Annotated in this window: 15 protein-coding genes; 12 read left to right on the top strand and 3 right to left on the bottom strand. The window is 61.6% G+C overall.

Features of this window, described 5'->3' with window-relative positions; genetic code table 11:
* The first annotated feature begins 9 nt into the window (after nt 1–9).
* The 10 genes from gltB (at nt 10) to cls (ending at nt 16,383) form a co-directional block, all read left to right on the top strand.
* A complete protein-coding gene (gltB, locus tag E0E29_RS12760) occupies nt 10–4,533 on the top strand; it encodes a glutamate synthase large subunit (protein ID WP_130850160.1) in 4,524 nt (1,507 codons plus the stop codon).
* A complete protein-coding gene (locus E0E29_RS12755; protein ID WP_130850159.1) occupies nt 4,533–5,996 on the top strand; it encodes a glutamate synthase subunit beta in 1,464 nt (487 codons plus the stop codon). The genes gltB and E0E29_RS12755 overlap by 1 nt, the downstream gene beginning before the upstream one ends.
* Before the next feature lie 127 nt (nt 5,997–6,123).
* Nucleotides 6,124–6,882 carry a GH25 family lysozyme gene (locus tag E0E29_RS12750; RefSeq protein WP_130850158.1) on the top strand — a complete coding sequence of 253 codons (759 nt, stop codon included), beginning with the start codon at nt 6,124–6,126 and terminating at the stop codon, nt 6,880–6,882.
* 157 nt (nt 6,883–7,039) lie between these two features.
* Nucleotides 7,040–7,954, top strand: a complete 915-nt coding sequence (gene murB, locus E0E29_RS12745; RefSeq protein WP_130850157.1) for a UDP-N-acetylmuramate dehydrogenase — start codon at nt 7,040–7,042, stop codon at nt 7,952–7,954.
* A 21-nt stretch (nt 7,955–7,975) separates the two neighbouring features.
* Entirely contained in the window at nt 7,976–8,836 is an 861-nt protein-coding gene (gene rapZ, locus E0E29_RS12740; protein ID WP_130850156.1) for an RNase adapter RapZ, read from the top strand.
* A 3-nt stretch (nt 8,837–8,839) separates the two neighbouring features.
* Complete coding sequence (locus tag E0E29_RS12735) at nt 8,840–9,904, top strand: gluconeogenesis factor YvcK family protein (protein ID WP_130850155.1); 1,065 nt, start codon at nt 8,840–8,842, stop codon at nt 9,902–9,904.
* An 8-nt stretch (nt 9,905–9,912) separates the two neighbouring features.
* On the top strand, nt 9,913–10,836 hold the full coding sequence (whiA, locus tag E0E29_RS12730) for a DNA-binding protein WhiA (protein ID WP_242622495.1): 924 nt from the start codon (nt 9,913–9,915) through the stop codon (nt 10,834–10,836).
* A 2-nt stretch (nt 10,837–10,838) separates the two neighbouring features.
* On the top strand, nt 10,839–11,282 hold the full coding sequence (locus tag E0E29_RS12725) for a hypothetical protein (RefSeq protein WP_130850154.1): 444 nt from the start codon (nt 10,839–10,841) through the stop codon (nt 11,280–11,282).
* A 25-nt stretch (nt 11,283–11,307) separates the two neighbouring features.
* Nucleotides 11,308–14,802: a DNA polymerase III subunit alpha gene (locus E0E29_RS12720; RefSeq protein ID WP_130850153.1), complete on the top strand. Its 3,495-nt coding sequence runs from the start codon at nt 11,308–11,310 to the stop codon at nt 14,800–14,802.
* Nucleotides 14,803–14,850: 48 nt separating this feature from the next.
* The gene (gene cls / locus E0E29_RS12715; RefSeq protein WP_130850152.1) at nt 14,851–16,383 is read left to right on the top strand and encodes a cardiolipin synthase; all 1,533 of its coding nucleotides are present in this window, start codon (nt 14,851–14,853) and stop codon (nt 16,381–16,383) included.
* Nucleotides 16,384–16,445: 62 nt separating this feature from the next.
* Here the strand turns inward: cls and E0E29_RS12710 are convergent, their stop codons facing one another.
* Nucleotides 16,446–17,345, bottom strand: coding sequence for a putative ABC transporter permease (locus tag E0E29_RS12710; RefSeq protein ID WP_130850151.1), 900 nt, complete (start codon nt 17,343–17,345; stop codon nt 16,446–16,448).
* Nucleotides 17,346–17,888: a DUF4364 family protein gene (locus E0E29_RS12705; protein WP_130850150.1), complete on the bottom strand. Its 543-nt coding sequence runs from the start codon at nt 17,886–17,888 to the stop codon at nt 17,346–17,348. It lies immediately after the preceding gene.
* A 204-nt stretch (nt 17,889–18,092) separates the two neighbouring features.
* Between E0E29_RS12705 and E0E29_RS12700 the strand changes: the two genes are divergently transcribed.
* Both E0E29_RS12700 and E0E29_RS12695 read left to right on the top strand, forming a co-directional pair.
* Nucleotides 18,093–19,184, top strand: a complete 1,092-nt coding sequence (locus tag E0E29_RS12700) for a DUF3048 domain-containing protein (protein ID WP_130850149.1) — start codon at nt 18,093–18,095, stop codon at nt 19,182–19,184.
* A gap of 112 nt (nt 19,185–19,296) precedes the next feature.
* Complete coding sequence (locus tag E0E29_RS12695) at nt 19,297–19,575, top strand: hypothetical protein (RefSeq protein ID WP_130850148.1); 279 nt, start codon at nt 19,297–19,299, stop codon at nt 19,573–19,575.
* 144 nt (nt 19,576–19,719) lie between these two features.
* On the opposite strand, the gene E0E29_RS12690 is transcribed toward E0E29_RS12695, so the two are convergent.
* Nucleotides 19,720–20,946 carry an IS110 family RNA-guided transposase gene (locus E0E29_RS12690; RefSeq protein WP_130850147.1) on the bottom strand — a complete coding sequence of 409 codons (1,227 nt, stop codon included), beginning with the start codon at nt 20,944–20,946 and terminating at the stop codon, nt 19,720–19,722.
* Nucleotides 20,947–21,231 lie beyond the last annotated feature (285 nt).

The raw sequence follows: 21,231 nt of genomic DNA, 5'->3' as shown, positions 1-21,231 counted from the left end.
GATGCGGAGATGAAAAAGACCAGAAGTGAGGGCTTTCAGCGGTCCGGGCTCTACAACCCGGCGCTGGAGCACGACGCCTGCGGCATCGGTGCCGTGGTGGACATCCAGGGCCGGAAGACCCGCCAGACGGTGGATGATGCCCTGAAGATCGTGGAGAAGCTGGAGCACCGTGCCGGTAAGGACGCCGAGGGCAAGACCGGTGACGGCGTGGGCATTCTGCTCCAGATCCCCCATGACTTTTTTGCGAAGACGGTGCCCTTTGCCCTGGGCGGGGAGCGTGACTACGGCGTAGGCATGTTCTTCCTGCCCCAGGACGTGCTGCTCCGGGGCCGGGCCCAGAAGAGCTTTGAGCGGGCAGCGGCGGCCGAAGGCCTGGAGCTGCTGGGCTGGCGTGAGGTGCCCGTGGACCCCTCCGTACTGGGGGAGCGGGCCCTGGCCAAAATGCCCTGTATCATGCAGGCCTTCCTGAAGCGGCCGGAGGAAGTGGAGCAGGGGCTCCTCTTTGACCGGAAGCTGTACGTGGCCCGCCGGGCCTTTGAGCACACCGATAAGGACACCTATGTCTGTTCCCTCTCCAGCCGGACCATCGTCTACAAGGGTATGTTTTTGGTGAACCAGCTGCGGGCCTTCTATCTGGACCTCCAGGACGAGGACTGCCGTTCTGCCATCGCCATCGTCCACTCCCGGTTCTCCACCAACACCAATCCCTCCTGGGAGCGGGCCCACCCCAACCGGCTGCTGGCCCACAATGGCGAGATCAACACCATCCGGGGCAACGCCGACCGTATGCTGGCCCGTGAGGAGACCATGTTCTCGCCGCTGCTGGACGGAGAGCGGGACAAGATCTATCCCGTCATCAACGTGGAGGGCTCTGACTCGGCCATGCTGGACAACACCCTGGAATTCCTGATGATGTCCGGTATGGAGCTGCCTCTGGCCGTCATGGCGGCCATCCCGGAGCCCTGGCAGGAGGACAAGACCATGTCCCGTGCCCGGCGGGATATGTACCGCTACTATGCCACCCTCATGGAGCCCTGGGACGGCCCGGCGGCGGTCCTTTTCTCCGACGGTGATCTTCTGGGCGCGGTGCTGGACCGTAACGGTCTGCGTCCCGCCCGGTACTATATCACCACCGATCAGCGGCTCATCCTGGCCTCCGAGGTGGGCGTGTTGGACCTGCCCCCGGAGCTGGTGGCCGAGAAAGGCCGGCTGGGCCCGGGCCGGATGATCCTGGCCGACACCAAGGCCGGGCGGGTCATCCGGGACTGGGAGCTCAAGGAGACCCAGGCCGCCAAGGCGCCCTACGGCGAGTGGTTGGACCGGGAGCTGGTGGGCCTGGCCGACCTGTCCCTGCCCAACCGCCGGGTGGAGTCCCGGAGCCGGGAGGAGCTTCAGCGGCTCCAGAAGGCCTTTGGCTACACCTATGAGGACGTGCGGGACACCATACTGCCCATGGCCCGGGACGGCTCCGAGCCCACCGCATCCATGGGTGCCGACATCCCGCTGGCGGTGCTGGACCGGCAGGACCGGCCCCTCTTCGACTACTTCCGTCAGCTCTTCGCTCAGGTCACCAATCCCCCCATCGACGCCATCCGGGAGGAGCTGGTCACCGACACCGCCGTCTATGTGGGCGATGACGGCAACCTGCTGGAGGAGAAGGCGGAGAACTGCCGGGTCCTCCAGATCCGCAACCCCATCCTGAGCTCCACCGACCTCATCAAGATCAAGGCCATGAAACGGCCCGGCTTCCAGGTGGAGACGGTGTCCATCCTGTACTACAAGGGCTCCTCCCTGGAGGAGGCCCTGGATCGCCTCTTCCTGGACGTGGACCGTGCCTACCGCCGCGGGGCCAACGTGGTCATCCTCTCCGACCGGGGGGTGGATGAGAACCACATGGCCATCCCGTCCCTGCTGGCGGTGTCCGCCATGGAACAGCATTTGATCCGCACCAAGAAGCGCACGGCAGTGTCCATCATCCTGGAGTCCGCCGAGACCCGGAACGTCCACCACTTCGCCGCCCTGCTGGGCTATGGCGCCCGGGCGGTGAACCCCTACCTGGCCCAGGAGACCATCGTCTCCCTCATCGAGGACGGCCAGTTGGACAAGGACTTCCACGCCGCCGTGGCCGACTACGACAACGCCGTCCTCCACGGCATCGTGAAGGTGGCCTCCAAGATGGGCATCTCCTCCATCCAGTCCTACCAGTCCGCCCAGATCTTTGAGGCGGTGGGCATCTCCAAGAAGGTCATCGACCGCTATTTCACCAACACCGTCTCCCGTGTGGGCGGTATCGGACTCAAGGAGATCGGCGCGGCGGTGGAGCGTGCTCACTCCAAGGCCTTTGACCCCCTGGGCCTGGAGGTGGACCTGGAGCTGGACTCCTTGGGCTGTCATAAGGCCCGGGCCGAGGGAGAGGAACACCTCTACACCCCGCAGACCATCCACCTCCTCCAGGAGGCGGTGCGCCGTGGGGACTATGGCCTCTTCCGGCAGTATACCGCCCTGGTGGATGACCAGACCAAGCCCCGGACCCTCCGGGGGCTCCTGGAGCTCAACTACGCCAAGGAGCCCATCCCCATGGATGAGGTGGAGCCGGTGTCCTCCATCGTCAGGCGCTTCAAGACGGGGGCCATGAGCTACGGCTCCATCTCCCGGGAGGCCCACGAGTGTCTGGCCAAGGCCATGAACATGCTGGGCGGACGCTCCAACTCCGGCGAGGGCGGCGAGGAGCCCGAGCGCCTGGGGACCGACCGCAACTCCGCCATCAAACAGGTGGCCTCCGGCCGCTTCGGCGTCACCAGCGCCTACCTGGTCAGCGCCAACGAGATCCAGATTAAGCTGGCCCAGGGCGCCAAGCCCGGCGAGGGCGGGCACCTGCCCGGCGGGAAGGTGTACCCCTGGATCGCCAAGTGCCGCCACTCCACACCCGGTGTCACTCTGATCTCTCCGCCGCCCCACCACGACATCTACTCCATCGAGGACCTGGCCCAGCTCATCTACGACCTCAAGTGCGCCAACCGCCGGGCCCGGATCTCGGTGAAGCTGGTCAGTGAGGCGGGAGTGGGCACCATCGCCGCCGGTGTGGCTAAGGCGGGCGCCCAGGTGGTCCTCATCTCGGGCAGCGACGGCGGCACCGGCGCGGCTCCCCGCACCTCCATCCACGGAGCCGGCCTCCCCTGGGAGCTGGGTGTGGCAGAGACCCACCAGACCCTCATGGCCAACGGCCTGCGCTCCCGCGTGGCGGTGGAGGCCGACGGTAAGCTCATGTCCGGCCGTGACGTGGCCATCGCCTGCATGCTGGGCGCCGAGGAGTTCGGCTTTGCCACCGCCCCCCTGGTCTCCATGGGCTGCGTCATGATGCGGGTGTGCAACCTGGACACCTGCCCCGTGGGCGTGGCCACCCAGGACCCGGAGCTGCGCAAGCGCTTCCAGGGCAAACCGGAGCACGTGGTCAACTTCATGACCTTTATCGCCCAGGAGCTGCGTGAGCATATGGCCAAGCTGGGTGTACGCACCGTGGACGAGCTGGTGGGCCGCACCGACCTGCTCTCCCTTCGGGAGAACAAGGTGGGCGTGGACCTCTCCGGCCTGCTGGCTGACCCTTGGGGGAAGGCCGGCGCTAAGCGGCACTTCGACCCCGCAGACGTCTATGACTTTAAGCTGGAGCAGACGGTGGACCTGCGGGAGCTGGAGCCACAGCTAAAAGAGTCCCTGGAACAGGGGGTCCCCGGCCATGTGGAGCTGAACGTCTCCTCCACTGACCGGGCCCTGGGCACCATCCTGGGCTCCGACGTCACCCGTCTCCACGGCGATGCTCTTCCGACGGGGACCATCACCATCAAGTGCACCGGCGGCGGCGGACAGTCCTTCGGCGCCTTCCTGCCCAAGGGAGTGTCCCTGGAGCTGGAGGGCGACGCCAACGACTCCTTTGGCAAGGGTCTCTCCGGCGGCCGTCTGGCCCTGTATCCCCCGAAGGAAAGCACCTTCGTGGCCGATGAGAACGTGATCGTGGGCAACGCCGCCCTCTACGGCGCCACCTCCGGTGAGGCCTATATCGCCGGCATCGCGGGGGAGCGGTTCTGCGTCCGGAATTCCGGCGCCACGGCGGTGGCCGAGGGTGTGGGCGACCACGGCTGCGAGTATATGACCGGCGGCTGCGCGGTCATTCTGGGCCCCACAGGCCGGAACTTCGCCGCAGGCATGTCCGGCGGCGTGGCCTACGTCCTGGACGAGAAGCGGGACCTATACCTCCGCCTTAACAAGACCCTGGTTTCCATGGAGCCGGTCACAGACGGGGAGGACGCCAAGCGTTTGGAGAAGATCCTGCAGGCCCACGCCGAGGCTACGGGCTCCGTCCGGGCCAAGGCCATTCTGGAGGACCTGGACTACTGGCTGCCCCTCTTCAAGAAGATCCTGCCCATGGACTACGACCGGATGCTGCGCACCACCGCGGCGCTGGAGTGCCGGGGCATGGACAAGGAGCAGGCCGAGGTGGAGGCCTTCTATCTCAACACCAGAGGAGGGAAGCGGTAATGGGAAAGCCTACCGGATTTATGGAGTATGCGCGGCAGGGAGAGCCCGCCCAGCCGCCCCTGGAGCGAATCCGTCACTTCAATGAGTTCCACCCCCGGCTCGGCCGGGAGGAGCGCCGGCGGCAGGGAGGCCGCTGCATGGCCTGCGGCGTGCCCTTCTGTCAGTCGGGCGCGATGCTGGGGGGCATGGTGTCCGGCTGCCCCCTCCACAACCTGATCCCCGAGTGGAACGACCTTATCTATACCGGCAGCTTCGACCACGCCCTGCGCCGGCTGCTGAAGACCAACAGCTTTCCGGAGTTCACCGGCCGGGTGTGTCCCGCTCTCTGTGAGGCGGCATGCACCTGCGGCCTCCATGGCGATCCGGTCACCGTCCGGGAGAACGAGCTGGGCATCATCGAGGAGGCCTGGGAGAAGGGTCTGGTCCAGCCCCGTCCGCCCCGTGTCCGAACCGGGAAAACGGTAGCGGTGGTGGGCTCCGGTCCCTCCGGCCTGGCCTGTGCCGACCGGCTCAACCATCGCGGCCACACCGTTACCGTCTTTGAGCGGGCCGACCGGCCCGGCGGGCTGCTGATGTATGGCATCCCCAACATGAAGCTGGAGAAGACCGTGGTCCAGCGGCGCATCGACCTTATGACCAAGGAGGGGGTCACCTTCCGCACCGGCGTGGACGTGGGCTGGGACATCACCGCCCAGACCCTGCTGGAGGAGTATGACGCCGTGGTCCTCTGCTGCGGTGCCGCACACCCCCGGGACCTGGCGGTGCCGGGCCGGGAGGGGGAGAGCGTCTTCTTCGCCGTGGACTACCTGAAGGCGGCCACCATGGCCCTTCTGGCCGGCGACCCGGCGGCCACCACCGTCTCTGCCAAGGGGCTGGACGTGGTCATCGTGGGCGGCGGCGACACCGGCAACGACTGCGTGGGCACCGCCCTGCGGCAGGGCTGCAAGAGCGTCACCCAGTTGGAGATGATGCCTAAGGCCCCCGACCACCGTACGGACGCCTGCCCCTGGCCGGAGTGGCCCAAGATATGCAAGACCGACTACGGCCAGCAGGAGGCCGCCGCTGTCTTCGGCCATGACCCCCGCATTTTCCAGACCACTGTCACCGGACTGGTCCGGGACGGGGAGGGCCGTCTCACCGCCGTGGAGACGGTGCAGCTGGACGAGAAGCTCAAGCCCGTGGCCGGCACTGAGGAAAAGCTGCCCTGTCAGCTCCTCCTCATCGCCGCCGGCTTCTTGGGGCCGGAGGACTATGTGCCCGAGGCCTTTGGGCTGGAGCGCACCCCCCGCTCCTGTGTCAGGACCGAGGAGGGCGGCTACGCCGCCTGCGGCGGGGACCGGAAGGTGTTCACCGCCGGCGACATGCACCGGGGCCAGTCCCTGGTGGTGTGGGCCATCCGGGAGGGCCGGGAGGCCGCCCGGGAGGTGGACGAGTACCTCATGGGCTATACCGCTCTGGAATAAAGAGAAATGTATGACAGACGGACCACCCACAGGTGGTCCGTCTGTTTTTGTCGCTCAGTTCCTTGACGGAGAAAAGACGGTTGCCTTTGCACCGAAAGTGCCGTATCATATATTACGGTGATTTTTTGTGAAGTTCCTTATCCGCGTTTTGCGCCTGTTGTTTCGGCTGGTGGTGCTGGGGGCCGTGTTGGTCCTGCTTGCCTACGGAGCCTTTCAGTTCTGCCGCTGGCGTGGTCTGATCCTCTTCTCCCAGGAGGCTGACCCAAATCAGTGGGAGATCTTTGGAGTGGACGCCTCGGTGTACCAGGGGGAGGTGGACTGGACTGCCCTGGCGGCTCAGGGGGTGGACTTTGCCTTCTTGAAGGCCACCGAGGGCAGCTCTCTCCAGGATGTCCGTTTTGCCCAAAACTGGGCCAATGCCCAGGCCGCCGGGGTCAGGGTGGGAGCCTACCATTTCTTCAGCTACGACAGCCCCGGTGAGACCCAGGCCGATAATTTCATTTCCGCTGTTCCCGTCACGCAGGGGGCTCTGCCTCCGGTGGTAGACATTGAATTCTACGGTGACAACCTCAAAAACCCGCCGGACAAAGACCATGTGAAGGCTGTGCTTGATCCACTGCTGGAGCGGTTGGAGGAGCACTATGGGGTCAAGCCCATTCTCTACGTGACCTACCGCTCCTATGACCTCTATCTGAAGGATGGGTATGAGGAGTACCTCTTCTGGTTCTCCAGCCCGGTGGTGGCCCCCTTCTGGAGGCCCTGGACATTTTGGCAGTATTCCCACAGCGCACAGCTGGAGGGATACAGCGGGGGAGAGGAGCGCATTGACCTCAACGTGTTCAAAGGGAGCCGGGAGGAGTTCCAGGCCCTGTTTGGACCGGGCTGAGGACGGCCTTTTTTGCCGGAACTATTCTATTTGCGAGCTGGTTCTGTTATAATATTCATATTGGGAGCATATAGCCTTTTGGCTGTCCCATAGTTGAGCATACCGCCGGGCGGCGCGGCCGTCGGCGTCGTTGATATTGATAGGAGGAAAAGAGAGTATGGACCGATATGCGTCTTTGTTCCGGGAGTTGTCCCGGACCTGTCCCAATTTGGAGTTGAGGGCGGAGGAGCCCATGAGCCGTCACACCACCTTCCGCATTGGCGGGCCGGTACGGCTTATGGCCCTGCCCCGGACCGAGGAGGATGCCAAGAAGGCGGTGCGTACCGCTCTGCAGCACGACATCCACCCCTTCTACATGGGCAACGGCAGCGATCTGCTGGTGTCCGACCAGGGCTATGAGGGCTTTATCATCAAAGCGGTGGACGGCCTGGGCAACCTGGAGCACCATGACAACATGATCACCGCTGGCAGCGGTGTGCTTCTCTCCCGCCTGTCCAGCTTTGCCATGGACAAGGGCCTCTCCGGCCTGGAGTTTGCCCATGGTATCCCCGGCTCTGTGGGTGGTGCTGTCACCATGAACGCCGGTGCCTACGACGGGGAGATGAAAGCGGTGGTCCGCACGGTGCGCTGTCTCACCGCCGAGGGCGAGGAGCAGACCGTGACGGGGGATGACCTGGATTTCTCTTACCGCCACAGTGCCTTCCAGGATGAGAGCCGCCTCATTCTCTCGGCGGAGATGGAGCTCAGACCTGGAGACAGCGGGGACATCAAGGCCCTGATGGACGACTTCGGCAATCGCCGCCGTCACAAGCAGCCTCTGGACCTGCCCAGTGCCGGAAGCGTCTTCAAACGGCCGGCAGGATACTTCGCCGCTTCCCTCATCGACGAGTGCAAGCTCAAGGGACTCACCGTGGGCGGTGCTCAGGTCTCCAAGAAGCACGCCGGCTTTATCGTCAATCTGGGGAACGCCACGTGCTCGGATGTGCTCACCCTGGCCGACCAGGTGCGGGAGACCGTGCTCAGAGAGACCGGCGTGGAGCTGGAGCTGGAAGTGCGCACCTTAGGCGTGTAAGCGGTCCGCGAGGTGAGCACCATGAGATTCATCCTGATCTCCGGCCTCTCCGGGGCCGGAAAGAGCAAGTCCGCCTCCTTCCTGGAGGACATGGGCTACTATGTGGTGGACAATCTGCCAGCTGCCCTCATTCCCAAGTTTGCTGAGCTGTGCATGGCGGGCCAGGGACGCTACGACAAGGTGGCTCTGGTCACCGATATCCGGGGCGGCCAGACCTTTGACGCCCTCTTTGACGCCCTGGCCCAGCTTAAGGACATGGGCTGCGACTACAAGATCCTCTTTGTGGAGGCCAGCCTGGAGACCATCATCAAGCGGTACAAGGAGACCCGGCGGAGCCATCCCCTGGCCAAGGCCGGCCGCTCTCTGGAGGAGGCGGTGGCCCTGGAGCGGTCGGCGTTGGAGCCGGTGCGAAAGCGTTCGGAGTATATTTTGGACACCTCAGCCCTCTCCACCGCCAAGCTGCGGGGGGAGATGCTCCGTCTCTTCGGCGAGGGGGATGGTAAGCCGGCCATGAGCGTGTCTGTGATCTCCTTCGGCTTCAAAAACGGCATCCCACTGGAGGCAGATCTGGTCTTTGACGTGCGGTGCCTGCCCAACCCCTACTATATCGCCGAGCTCCGGCACCAGACGGGGCTGGACGCCGGAGTGCGGGATTTCGTTTTCGGCTACCAGCAGACCCGGGACCTGATGGCCCACCTGGAGAGCCTGCTGAGCTTCCTTCTGCCCCTCTATGTGGAGGAAGGTAAGACGGCATTGGTCATCGCCGTGGGCTGTACCGGAGGTCACCACCGGTCGGTGGCGGTGACCCGGGCCTTGGCCGATTTCATCAGGCAGAAGGGGTACAACGCCTCTGAGAGCCACCGTGACATGACGAGGGACTAAAGTATGAGCGAGCAGTACAGCCGCAGCGACCAGCGCTGGGAGCACGGACCCAAAATCGCCGCCATCGGCGGCGGTACCGGCCTTTCCACCATGCTCCGCGGTTTGAAGCAGTATACCCGCAACCTGACCGCCATCGTCACCGTGGCCGACGACGGCGGCGGCTCCGGCATGCTCCGGCAGGATCTGGGTATGCCGCCGCCGGGGGATATCCGCCACTGTATGGAGGCCCTGGCCAATGCCGAGCCCATCATGAACCAGCTTTTGACCTACCGTTTTCCCGGCGGATCGGGGAGCCTTACGGGCCAGTCCTTTGGAAACCTGATTCTGGCGGCCCTCAACGGCATCACCGGTTCCTTTGACCAGGCGGTGGCCCGGATGAGCGAGGTCCTGGCCATCACGGGCCGGGTGCTGCCGGTGACCAACGAGAACGTGCAGCTGGAGGCTACCTTTGAGAACGGGAAGAGCGTGGTGGGGGAGTCCAAGATCTGCGCCTTCAAGAAGGAGCAGGACTGCCGCATCGTACGGGTGCGGTTGCTGCCGGAGCGGCCCCCGGCGCTCCCCGAGACGCTTCGGGCCATTCAGGAGGCCGACCTCATTTTGCTGGGGCCGGGGAGCCTCTACACCAGTGTCATCCCCAATCTGCTGGTGGACGGCGTGGGAGAGGCCATCCGCAGCTCCGACGCCCTGAAGGTCTATATCTGCAACATCATGACCCAGGACGGGGAGACCGAGGGCTACACGGTGGCCGACCATGTGGCCGCCCTCCTGTCCCATGGTGGCGGGCCTGGTCTGGTGGACCTGTGTCTGGCCAACTCGGCCCAGGTGCGGCCCGGCCTGGTGGAGCGCTACCGGGAGGAGGACGCCGCCCCCATCGTCATCGACCGGGAACGGGTGGAGGCTCTGGGGGTGGAGCTGGTAGAGCGGCCTTTGGCCTCCGAGACCTCCGATTATGCCCGCCACTCAGTGGCCCGGCTGTCAGCCGCCGTCATGGAGCTGCTGGCCGAGCGGTCCATCCGCATCGCCCACGAGCTGGGCGCTGAGGAGACCCCGTTCCGGCTGGAGGAGTGACCGGGCCTATGACCATCAGAGAAAAAGGAGCGCTTATGTCCTTTTCCAACCAAGTTAAAACAGAGCTGTGCCGTGGGGAGCTATCACGGCGGTGCTGTGCCCGGGCGGAAGCCTACGGCGCCCTGCTCTTCTGCCGCAGCTTCACCCGGGAGAAGGTGAAGGTGGTCACCGCTTCACCTGCCTTTGCCAAACGCCTGCCGGAACTCTTCCGCCGGGCCTTTAAGGTGGAATTTGACGCCGTGACGACTTCTGCAGCGGGGAAGCAGACCTTTCTGCTCACCGCGCCTGCCAAGCTTACCGCCGTCCGGGAGGCCTTTGGCTACGAGCCGGAGGCCTCTCTGGCCCACCACATCAATTTCGCCATGGTGGAGGAGGACCATTGCCGGTCTGCCTTTCTGCGGGGGGCCTTTCTGGCGGGAGGCTCGGTGAGCGACCCGTCCAAGAGCTACCACCTGGAGCTGTGTACCACCCACTTCAATGTGAGCCGGGAACTGGCTGCCCTGCTGCGGGAGGCGGGCTTCGAGCCCAAGCAGACCACCCGGAAATCCAATTACATCACCTATTTCAAACCCAGCGAGACCATCGCCGATTTCCTCACCGCCCTGGGGGCGCCGGTGTCGGCCATGGAGATCATGAACGCCAAGCTGGAGAAGCACCTGCGGGGGAGTGTCAACCGCCGGGTGAACTGCGACTCGGCCAACCTGGACAAGGCGGTGGACGCCGCCCTGGAGCAGGTGGAGGCCATTGAGCGATATGCCCACAGCCGTGGGCTGGATTCCCTGCCGGACAAGCTCCGGGCAACGGCGGAACTGCGCCTCAGCCACCCGGAGCTCACCCTCTCCCAGCTGGCCGCCCTCAGCGATCCGCCGGTGACAAAATCCTGTCTCAACCACCGGCTCCGCAAGTTGATGGAGATGGCAGGGGAGGGGTGAGCATGGCACGTCGGTGCATACTGGAAACGGTGCTCACACCTCAGGAGACAGAGAAAGCCTTGTGCCGCGGTGCCCGGCCCTGGTCTCGTCTGGACCGGTGGACCGCACGGAATACCTGGTTTGCCCGGGCTCGGCCGGATAAACTGCGCCTCGTTCGGACCGGCCCCATCGGCGGCCATGTCCAGGTGGACGCCGTTCTGACGGCATCGGAAGGCGGAACACAAATCGAAATGATTGTGCGATTGCCGGCTGGCTTTTTTCTTCTCCACGGCATCTTCTGGCTGACACTGGCCCTGCTCATCTGGGCCGACGGTTTCGCAGCGCGCACTCTATGCTATGTCTGGCTGCCGCTTTTTTCCCTCTGGCAGTGGCGGACCCTGACGGCCCTGCTGCCGGAAGTGGAGCGGGAGCTCCGGGCGCGTGTCCAAGACCATTCATCCCATTGATACCATTAAATTAAGGAGGCCCCCTATGTCCTTCGTCCATCTGCATGTTCATACCGAATTCAGCCTCCTGGACGGCTGCTGCCGTATCCCGGGGCTGGTGAAGCGGGTGAAGGAGCTGGGGCAGAACGCCGTGGCCATCACCGACCACGGCGTCATGTACGGGGCGGTGGACTTCTACAAGGCCTGCAAGGCCGAGGGAGTCAAGCCCATCATCGGCTGCGAGGTCTATGTGGCGCCCCGGACCCGGTTCCAGAAGGAGCATGAGTTCGATTCCTCCCCCCGCCACCTCATCCTGCTCTGCCGGAATGAGGAGGGCTACCGCAATCTGTGCCACATGGTCTCCAGCAGCTTCACCGAGGGCTTTTACGTCAAGCCCCGCATCGACAAGGAACTGCTGCGGCAGCACGCCGGCGGACTCATCGCCCTCTCCGCCTGCCTGGCGGGGGAGCTGCCCCGGCTGCTCCGCAACGGCCAGTATGAGGACGCCAAGAAGGAAGCCTTGGCCATGCGGGACCTCTTTGGGGAGGACGGCTACTACCTGGAACTCCAGGACCACAGCCTGCCGGAGGACCCGGCCATCATCCAGGGCCTGCTGCGCCTTCACGAGGAGACGGGCATCCCTCTGGTGGCCACCAACGACGCCCACTACCTGACCCGGGAGGATGCCCGGACCCAGGATGTGCTCATGTGCATCCAGATGGGCAAGACGGTGGACGAGCCGGGCCGAATGAAGTTTGAGACCGAGGAGTTCTATGTGAAGAGCGAAGACGAGATGGCCCAGCTCTTCCAGAACTGCCCGGAGGCCCTGGAGAACACCCAGAAGATCGCCGACCTCTGCAATGTGGAGTTCCAGTTCGGCACCTATCACCTGCCTGAGTTCAAGCTCCCCGATGGCTGGACCGACGGGGACGCCTATTTTGAAAAGCTTTGCCTGGACGGCTTCGCCCAGCGTTACCCCGACGCCCCGGAGGACTATCGGAAGCAGCTCGCCTATGAGATGGACATGATCCGTAAGATGGGCTTTGTGGACTACTTCCTCATTGTCTCCGATTTCATTGGCTACGCCAAACGGCACAATATCCCCGTGGGCCCCGGCCGTGGCTCCGCCGCCGGCAGCATGGTGTCCTACTGCCTCCACATCACCGATGTGGACCCCACCAAGTACGGCCTCTACTTCGAGCGCTTCCTCAACCCGGAGCGGGTCACCATGCCCGATATCGACATCGATTTCTGTATCCGCCGCCGGCAGGAGGTCATCGACTACGTCTGCCGCAAGTACGGCGCCGACCATGTGGCCCAGATCGTTACCTTCGGCACCATGGCTGCCCGGGGGGCCATCCGGGATGTGGGCCGTGCCCTCAACTTCCCCTATGCCGAGGTGGACAACATCGCCAAGCAGGTGCCCAGCGGTCCGGGTGCCCTCCATATCACCCTGGACGAGGCCCTGAAGCTTTCCAAACCCCTCCGCGACCTCTACGAGGGGGACGAGCGGGTCAAGACCCTCATCGACACCGCCCGCAGCATCGAGGGCATGCCACGCCACGCCTCCACCCATGCCGCCGGTGTGGTCATCACCCGGCTCCCCGTGGATGACTATGTCCCCCTGGCCAAGAACGACGAGTCGGTGGTCACCCAGTACACCATGACCACGCTGGAGGAGCTGGGACTCCTCAAAATGGACTTCCTGGGCCTGCGGAACCTGACGGTTTTGGACGACGCCGTCCAGCTGGTCCGCCGGAAGGAGCCCGACTTTGATATCCACAACATTCCGGACAACGACCCGGCGGTCTTTCAGATGCTCTCCGAGGGCAAGACCTCCGGTGTGTTCCAGATGGAGTCTCCCGGTATGACGGGTGTGTGTGTAGGCCTCAAGCCCAAGGACATCGAGGACATCACGGCTATCATCGCACTCTACCGACCCGGACCCATGGAGTCCATTCCACGGTTCATTGCCTGCAAGCACGATCCCAAGCTCATCCGGTACAAGCATCCGGCCCTGGAACCCATCCTGTCGGTGACCTACGGCTGCATCGTGTACCAGGAGCAGGTCATCGAGATCTTCCGCAAGCTGGGCGGCTATTCCCTGGGCCAGGCCGACATGGTGCGCCGGGCCATCTCCAAGAAGAAGAAGGCACAGATCGAGAAAGAACGTCAGGCCTTCATCTATGGCGATCAGGAGCGGGACATCCCCGGCTGTATCGCCCTGGGCATCCCGGAGCAGACCGGCCAGGATATCTACGACGAGATCTACGATTTTGCCAATTACGCCTTCAACAAAGCCCACGCTGTGAGCTACGCCATCGTCTGCTACCAGACGGCCTGGTTCAAGTACCACTATCCCAGGGAGTATATGGCCGCTCTTCTGACCTCGGTGCTGGACTCCCAGGCCAAGGTGGCCGAGTACATCGGGGAGTGCCGGGAGAGCGGTATTGATCTGCTGCCCCCCGACATCAACGCCTCTGGCGCCGACTTCACCGTGGAGGGGGACACCCTCCGCTTCGGCCTGGTGGCAGTAAAGGGCGTGGGCCGTGGCGTCATTCTGGACCTGCTTGCCGAGCGGGAGCGGGGGGGACATTTCACCTCCTTCGCCGACTTCTGCCAGCGTCTGGGGGGTGCCGACCTCAATCGCCGTGTGGCCGAGAGCCTCATCAAGTGCGGCGCCTTCGACAGCCTGGGTTACCGCCGCTCCCAACTGCTGGCCGTGTACGGCCAGGTGCTGGACGGAGTGGCCCAGCAGCGGAAGAAGAACCTGGAGGGGCAGTTCGATCTCTTCGGCGGCGGGGGAGAGGAGCCCTCCGCCGTCACCGACCCGCCCATGCCCAACCTGCCCGAGTTCACCCGTCAGGAGCGGATGGCCATGGAGAAGGAGACCACCGGCCTCTACCTCACTGGCCACCCCATGGACGAGTACCGGCAGGCCGCCAAAGCGGTGCACGCCGCCCCCATGGGGGCTATTCTGGCCGACTTTGCAAAGGAGAGCGGCCCCGACACCTATCGGGATGAGCAGAAGGTTACCTTGGCCGGTGTAGTGGCAGCGGCCAAGACCAAAACCACCCGGAATAACACCCTCATGTGCTATGTCACGCTGGAGGACGACACCGGCTCTATGGAGCTGCTGGTCTTTGCCCGTACCCTCAGCGCCAGCGGCGCTCTGCTTCAGGAGAACACTCCGGTCTGGGTCACCGGCCGTCTCTCCGTCCGGGACGAGAAGGCTCCCCAGCTGTTGGTGGACGAGGTCCATCCTCTGGGAATGGAGGCGGGAAACGGGGAAGAAGCTGTAACAACTACGAAAGCAAATATCCTTTACATTAGGCTGGAGGAAGAGAATGGCACCATCTGGGAGCGGGTCCAGAAAATTTTCCTCATGTTTCCCGGTACCGAGAAGGTGATCTTCTATTTTGCCGAAAACGGCAGGAAACGCCGGGGACTTTGCCTCCAGCATCCGGCTCTGATCCGGGAGCTGGAGGAGCTGTTGGGCCCGGAAAACGTAGTCCTGCGCCCGCCCAAGTCGGCCGGCTGATGAGGGAAACAGCTGCGAAGTAAAAACACTTGTCACTGTGAGGCATATATGAAGAAACTGGTTTCTCTGCTGTTCCACCGGGCGGTGCTGATGGGGGTCTTCCTCATCATCCAAATCGCCGTGCTGGTGCTCATGCTCCTGCGGTTCAACGAATTTTTCCTGCCCTTTTACGGGATCTGCGTGGCGTTGAGTATCGCAGCAGTTTTCTGGATCGTGAACCGGAGCAGTGAACCAGCCTATAAGATCGCGTGGATTGTCCCCATTCTGATCTTCCCCATCTTTGGCGGGCTCTTCTATCTCCTCTTTGGCGGGAACAAGCTGAGCAAGCGGACCCGCCGCAAGATGGAGGGGATGGACCAGAAGATGCTGGAGGTACTGCATCAGGATTTTAAGGCGGACAGTCTCATTACCTTCGGCGAGGATGCTGTGCATCAGGCCCGGTATCTGGAGCACATGGCCCACTGCCCGGTGTATGGCGGCACGGAAACAGAGTATTTTCCCCTGGGGGAGGACTGCTTTGCCCGGATGGTGGAGGAGCTCAAAAAGGCGCAGCGGTATATTTTCCTGGAGTATTTCATCATTGAAGACGGAATCATGTGGGACACCATCCTGGACATCCTCACCGAAAAGGTGAAGGAGGGGGTGGACGTACGGGTGATGTACGACGACATTGGCTCTATGTTCACCCTTCCCCGGGAGTACGCCTCCGAGCTGGAGAAGCGTACAGGCATCCGGTGCTGTGTCTTTAATCCCTTTGTCCCCATCCTGTCCCTGCGGCTCAACAACCGGGACCACCGAAAAATCCTGGTCATCGACGGAAAGGTGGCCTTTACCGGCGGCATCAACCTGGCCGATGAGTATATCAACAAAAAGGTCCGTTTCGGCCACTGGAAGGACAGTGCCATTCTGGTCCGCGGAGAGGCGGCCTGGAGCATGACGGTGATGTTCCTCACTCTGTGGGATTATACACGGGAGACCTTCATGGAGGACTATAACGCCTTCCGTCCGAAGTGGGAGACACCGCCCAAGGGAACAGGCTATGTGCAGCCCTATACCGACAACCCCCTGGACGGTGAGGCAGTGGGCCAGACGGTCTACCTCAACCTCATCAACAGGGCCAGACGTTATATCTATATCACCACGCCTTACCTCATCGTGGACGACAGCATGAATACCGCGCTGTGTATCGCTGCCAAGTCCGGGGTGGATGTGCGCATCATGACCCCTCATATCCCGGACAAAAAAGTGGTCTTTGAGGTCACAAGGGCCCACTATGGCCCGCTGCTGGAGGCCGGAGTAAAAATCTACGAGTATACACCCGGTTTTGTCCACGCTAAGAACTTCGCCGTGGACGACAAATACGGCACCGTAGGTACGGTAAATATGGACTACCGCAGTCTGTTCCTCCACTTTGAAAATGGTGTGTGGCTGTGCGGTGACCCCACAGTGCGGGATATCAAGGCCGACTTTCTGGCTACGCTTGAGAAGTGCCAACCCATCACCCTGGAGCAGCGCCGGGCGCTCCCCTGGTGGCGGAAGGCCTACCGGGCTGTCCTGCGGGTCTTCGCGCCGCTGATGTAAATAAAAAAATGCTGTTCCCCAGATGGGGAACAGCATTTTTTTATCCTGTATGTATCAGATGCTCAGGCCTTGCTGGCCTTCTTGGCGGCCTTCTCCGCTTTACGTGCCGCTTTAGCGGCCTGGATGGAGGCCCGCCACTGACGGCCGTAAGCCCGGACGTCGTCCAGGGCGTAGCGGCGGGAGGTCATGTGGCGATAGCGGTTGCGGAACCGACGGCTCATGCGTTCAGCACGCTCCAGAAGTTCATCATAATCCGACATCAGCCGGTCCAGCCGCTGGACATTGGCGGGGGAGAGATTCTCGCGAACGTCATCCAGCCGGGCACGCAGTTCTCCGCCGACCACTTCCAGGTTGTCGCCCAAATCGGCTCGAGCCAGGGCCATCTGGAGGCGCAGCTCGTCGCCGGCAGTCTGGAGGCGATTCATGGCCTTGGTGACCAGAGCCAGCTTCCGGATGGTAGTGACGGCATCCACGATCAGCAGGGACAGACAGGCGCCGCAGGCGGTATACTGGAGCCAGTCGGGCATCCGGGCAAAAAGACGGGCCACTGGGGGGTGGATCAGGAAGACTGCCACATAGGACATGATGCCCCAGAAAAGGCTCACTTCCAGGCATACCCGGCCCTTGATGTTGAATCGGCGGTCGCTGTAATCCCAGTACTTGATGTGGGTGGTGGCCTCCAGAAACCAGCCCACAAAGTATTCCCAAGCGGTCATGACGATCACAGCCACGAAGTAGAAGACCACCAGGTTATCCTTGAAGGGGGCGAAGAAGAGGACCATCAGCAAGAAGCCCACCCCGTAGATGGGGCAGATCGGTCCATACAGAAAGCCGCGGGGGACATAGTGCCGCTCCTTAACAGAGCAGTAGCAGGTCTCCCAGAGCCAACCGCAGAAGGAGTAAAAAACGAAGTAGAGGAACAGCAGGGTCACAGGCTGACCCATCAGTGTGGGTACCTCCAATCAACTCTGCTCCTTTCCGTCAAAGTCGGTGAGCAGCACATCCAGCACGCCATTGTAGATCTGCTCAGGGTGGGATTTGAACTGTTCGGCCAATCGGTCGCACTGCTGCTCGGTGGCGGACAACATCTCAATGGTAAGGAGATTGCCGTGCTCATCATCCAGAGCCATCACCAGGGTGAAGGTACCGTCCCCACGGGGGATGCGCTCAGAGCGGACCTGAGCATCCCGGCGCAGTCTGCTGTTGAGCTTGGCCACATTCTTATCACATTTGACCCGGATAGAGTAGGGGAGGCTGCTCTCACAGATGGCACCGTTTTTTCGACCCTTTTCTGTGATGGAATAAAGATCGTCCTTCAGCACCAGATGTTCGGTGTCCACCAATTCGTGGACGGCCTCGGCGAAGGCGAAATAGTCCACTCCCTCGTCGCACATGGTGAGGTCGGTCAGGGTGGGCATGTCGATGGGTGACACCACACGGGACATAATGTAAAGCACCAGGAATTTGATGTCCAGCTTATCGTGGATGAATCCGACGCGAGCCATGGCGTACCTCCTTGCTTGGCCGGAGCGGTGCTCCGGGTGTCCGGGTGAAGAGCGGGCCGAAATGACCCACCCTAAAAATATATTATACCGAAAAAGAAAGACCGGAACAAGAGTGAATTTTGCCCGAAGGCTGTCGAGACGATGGTTGACAGGCAGAAGGGGCCGGGGTAAGATGAAACTATCATACTGGATGGAGGCGACGATATGAGAGGACCTGTCCTGCCAGCTCTGTACCTGATTGCTCTGCTGTGTCTCACCGCCTGTGGTGCCGGAGCGGGTGAGCCCACTCCCACACCTGCGCCGGCGCAGACCTCGCCGCCACCCATGGCCAGTGTAACGCCAACGCCAACTCCGTACAACGGTCCAGTCAATCCCCTCAGCGGAATGCCCAGCGATGCCGAAACAGTTGCCCGGCGGCCGGTGGCTGTCATGCTCAATAACTTGGAGCAGGCCCTGCCCCAGTTGGGCCAGTCCCAGGCGGACATCATCTATGAGGTGGTGGCTGAGGGCGGTATTACCAGAATGCTGGGGGTGTACCAGTCGGTGGAGGATGTGGGTATGATCGGCTCTATCCGCTCTGCCAGGCCCTATTACATCGAACTGGCCCTGGGCCATGACGCCCTTTTTATCCATGCCGGCGGCAGCGAGCAGGCATACAGCGACCTGAGGAATTGGGACGTGGATCACTTTGATGCAGTCCGCGGCCCCTACCTGGGGAAAAGCCCAGAGAGCAATATGATGTGGCGGGATGCCGACCGCCGAAAGGAAAATGGTTACGAGCACAGCGTTGTGGCCACCGGCGCCTCCATCCTGGCCTACCTCCCCAAGGATCTGCGTCTGGAGCATGAGGAGGGTTATGATACCGGCCTGACCTTTGCGGATGATGGCACTCCGGCCGGGGGAAGCCCGGCATCGGTGGTAACGGTACCCTTCTCCAACTATAAGACCGGACGCTTCGTCTACGATGAGACGCGGAGCGCTTACCTGGTGGAGGAGTACGGTGCGCCCTATGTGGACGGCAACACGGGAGAGCAGGTGGCGGTGACCAACGTCATCGTCGTTCAGACCCGGTGCCGCTATACTGGGGACAGCCTGGGTCATATGGATGTGGACGTGGTAGGCGAGGGAGACGGATGGTTCGCCTGCGGCGGAGTAGGAATCCCTATTCGATGGAGCAAACCGGACCGGGAGAGTCCCATGACCTATACCACCCAAGACGGTGTCCCACTGGTTCTGGGCCGGGGACAAACCTATGTAAACGTTGTCCCGCTGGATGCGGTTGTCACCATGGCGTAGGAGAAATAAAGGATGGAAAGGCCGCCGTTTTTTGAACAGCTCCAGTAAAACCGGACAATAGACAAAAGGCCCCCTAATGTAGGAAAATAAAGCTACATTAGGGGGTCTTGCTATGTCCGGAAAAAAAGGGATGAAAAAGTATCCGGTAGGGATACGAGAAGAAGTGGTGTCACGAATCCGTGGAGGAGAAAGCCAGCGTGCTTTATGTCGGGAGTATGGGATCAGCCGGTGGGCTATTCAGTGCTGGCTAAAGGAGCCTGTCCTTCCAAAAGCGCGGGGGCGTAAACCCGCAAAAACACTGGCGGAGTACAAGTATGAGAACAAACGGCTAAAGATGGAAAACGAGCTGTTGCGGGATTTTCTGCGCTCCACAGGAAGTCTAATGGTATGAAGTCAAGAGGGTGATGGCAGGAAAAATCGAGAATAAATGCAGGAAAACAGTTGCGTAAGCAGAAAAAAGGCAACACCAACCTAAGCCCTGCCCCCTAAGATTTTTTGAAACAGGGCGGGAGCGCCAGAGCTGCGAGTGGTGTACTCAGCTCTCCGGCGGGATATACAGGCGGTTGTCCTTCAGCAGCCGAAAGACCAACCGGACCAGTTTTCTGGCAGTTAAAGCGAGTGCGCGTTTATGCTGGTACTTGTTGACCTCATGGTATTTGAGGTCATAGTAGCGCCGGAACTCGGAGTCGCATCTTCTCACGGAGTTGGCGGCTTCCAGCAGGTAGTACCGAAGATAGCGGTTGCCGGATTTAATCATTTGGGAGTGTTCGGCTTCAAATTCACCGGACTGGTTCTTGTGCCAGACAAGACCGGCAAACTTGGCGACAGAGGCTTGAGAGTTGAAACGGTGGATATCGCCAATCTCAGCGATGATACCGGCGGAGTAGACCTTCCCAATGCCGGGAATAGAGGTCAGGGTATTGGGGATAATCTCAAACTGCTGTTCAATGGCCTTTTCTAAAACCTTAATTTGTTCTTTCAAGGCACGCATGGAAGCAATCGAAACGGACATCGCCTGGTTTACAGTATCGTTCACTGTCTTAGGGAGACGGTAGGAGCCTCTGGCTGCCGCCTGTACCGCTTTCGCTGTGGCCGCTGGATCTGCAAACCTGCCGCGGCCCGTTTCAGTGACGAAGGCAGTCAGTTCCTCCAAATCAGCATTCGCCAGGTCATCCACAGTTTCAAACCGTTCCATAAGGGCGATCGTAGTGGCGCTGGTATTCTGAATATCCTTGTCCTGGGCCATGCCGGAGCATTTGAGGAATAAGTAGTTGGCAAACCGCTGTTTCTCACGGGTTAGGTTTTGAATCACGTCAAATCTGGCTCTGGTAAGCGTTCTAAGCGCCTGGTAGCGATAGTCGTCCATATAGACCTCCTTGGCGATCCTGCCAAAACGGAGATGGTCGGCAATCACAAAGGCGTCCACCCAATCGTTCTTCGGCAGGTCGGGATAAGCATCCTTGAATTTCCGTACCTGCTTGGGATTGAGGACATGGATCTTTCTCTGAAAGCGGCCAAGGCTGCCATCTTCTCGGAGAGCGTAGACAAGGCTGTCTCCGTAGATGGAGGTGGCCTCCAGGCCGATTATCACATCGCTGAGCTGCATGGAACCGAGTGCCGACACGATCCTCTCTGATAACAGTTTAGCACCGCCGAGATTATTCTGCACGGAAAAGCTGGAGTGCTTGCTGCCGTCCGGCTTCATCAGGTAGGCCACATTGTTCCTGCTGCCCACATCAATGCCTACAAAAAGTGGGTTCATCATTTTCACCTCCCCGCATGGAAATTTCAGGCCAGCAGGCTTTGAGATACCCATGATAACCGGAGCATCCGCAACCTCGCGTATCAGAATCATTCCAGAGAAGACCAATGCGATAGCCCTCACTGCTGAAAGGGCGGTCTTGCTCCGGCAAACAGCCAATGAGTTTGCAGCTAACTTCCGGTTCAGGGGAACGGACTTTCCTTGAAGCAGCCTTGCGGTTCAACTGGAAGTGATAGAACTTGACCCTGCTGTCCTACAGCCATTGTATCACGGGTATCCCAAAGC

Source organism: Intestinimonas timonensis, assembly GCF_900626145.1.
Lineage (GTDB): Bacteria > Bacillota > Clostridia > Oscillospirales > Oscillospiraceae > Intestinimonas > Intestinimonas aquisgranensis.
The sequence above is the reverse complement of the archived record's forward strand: the minus strand, read 5'-3'. Positions and strand labels throughout refer to the sequence as shown.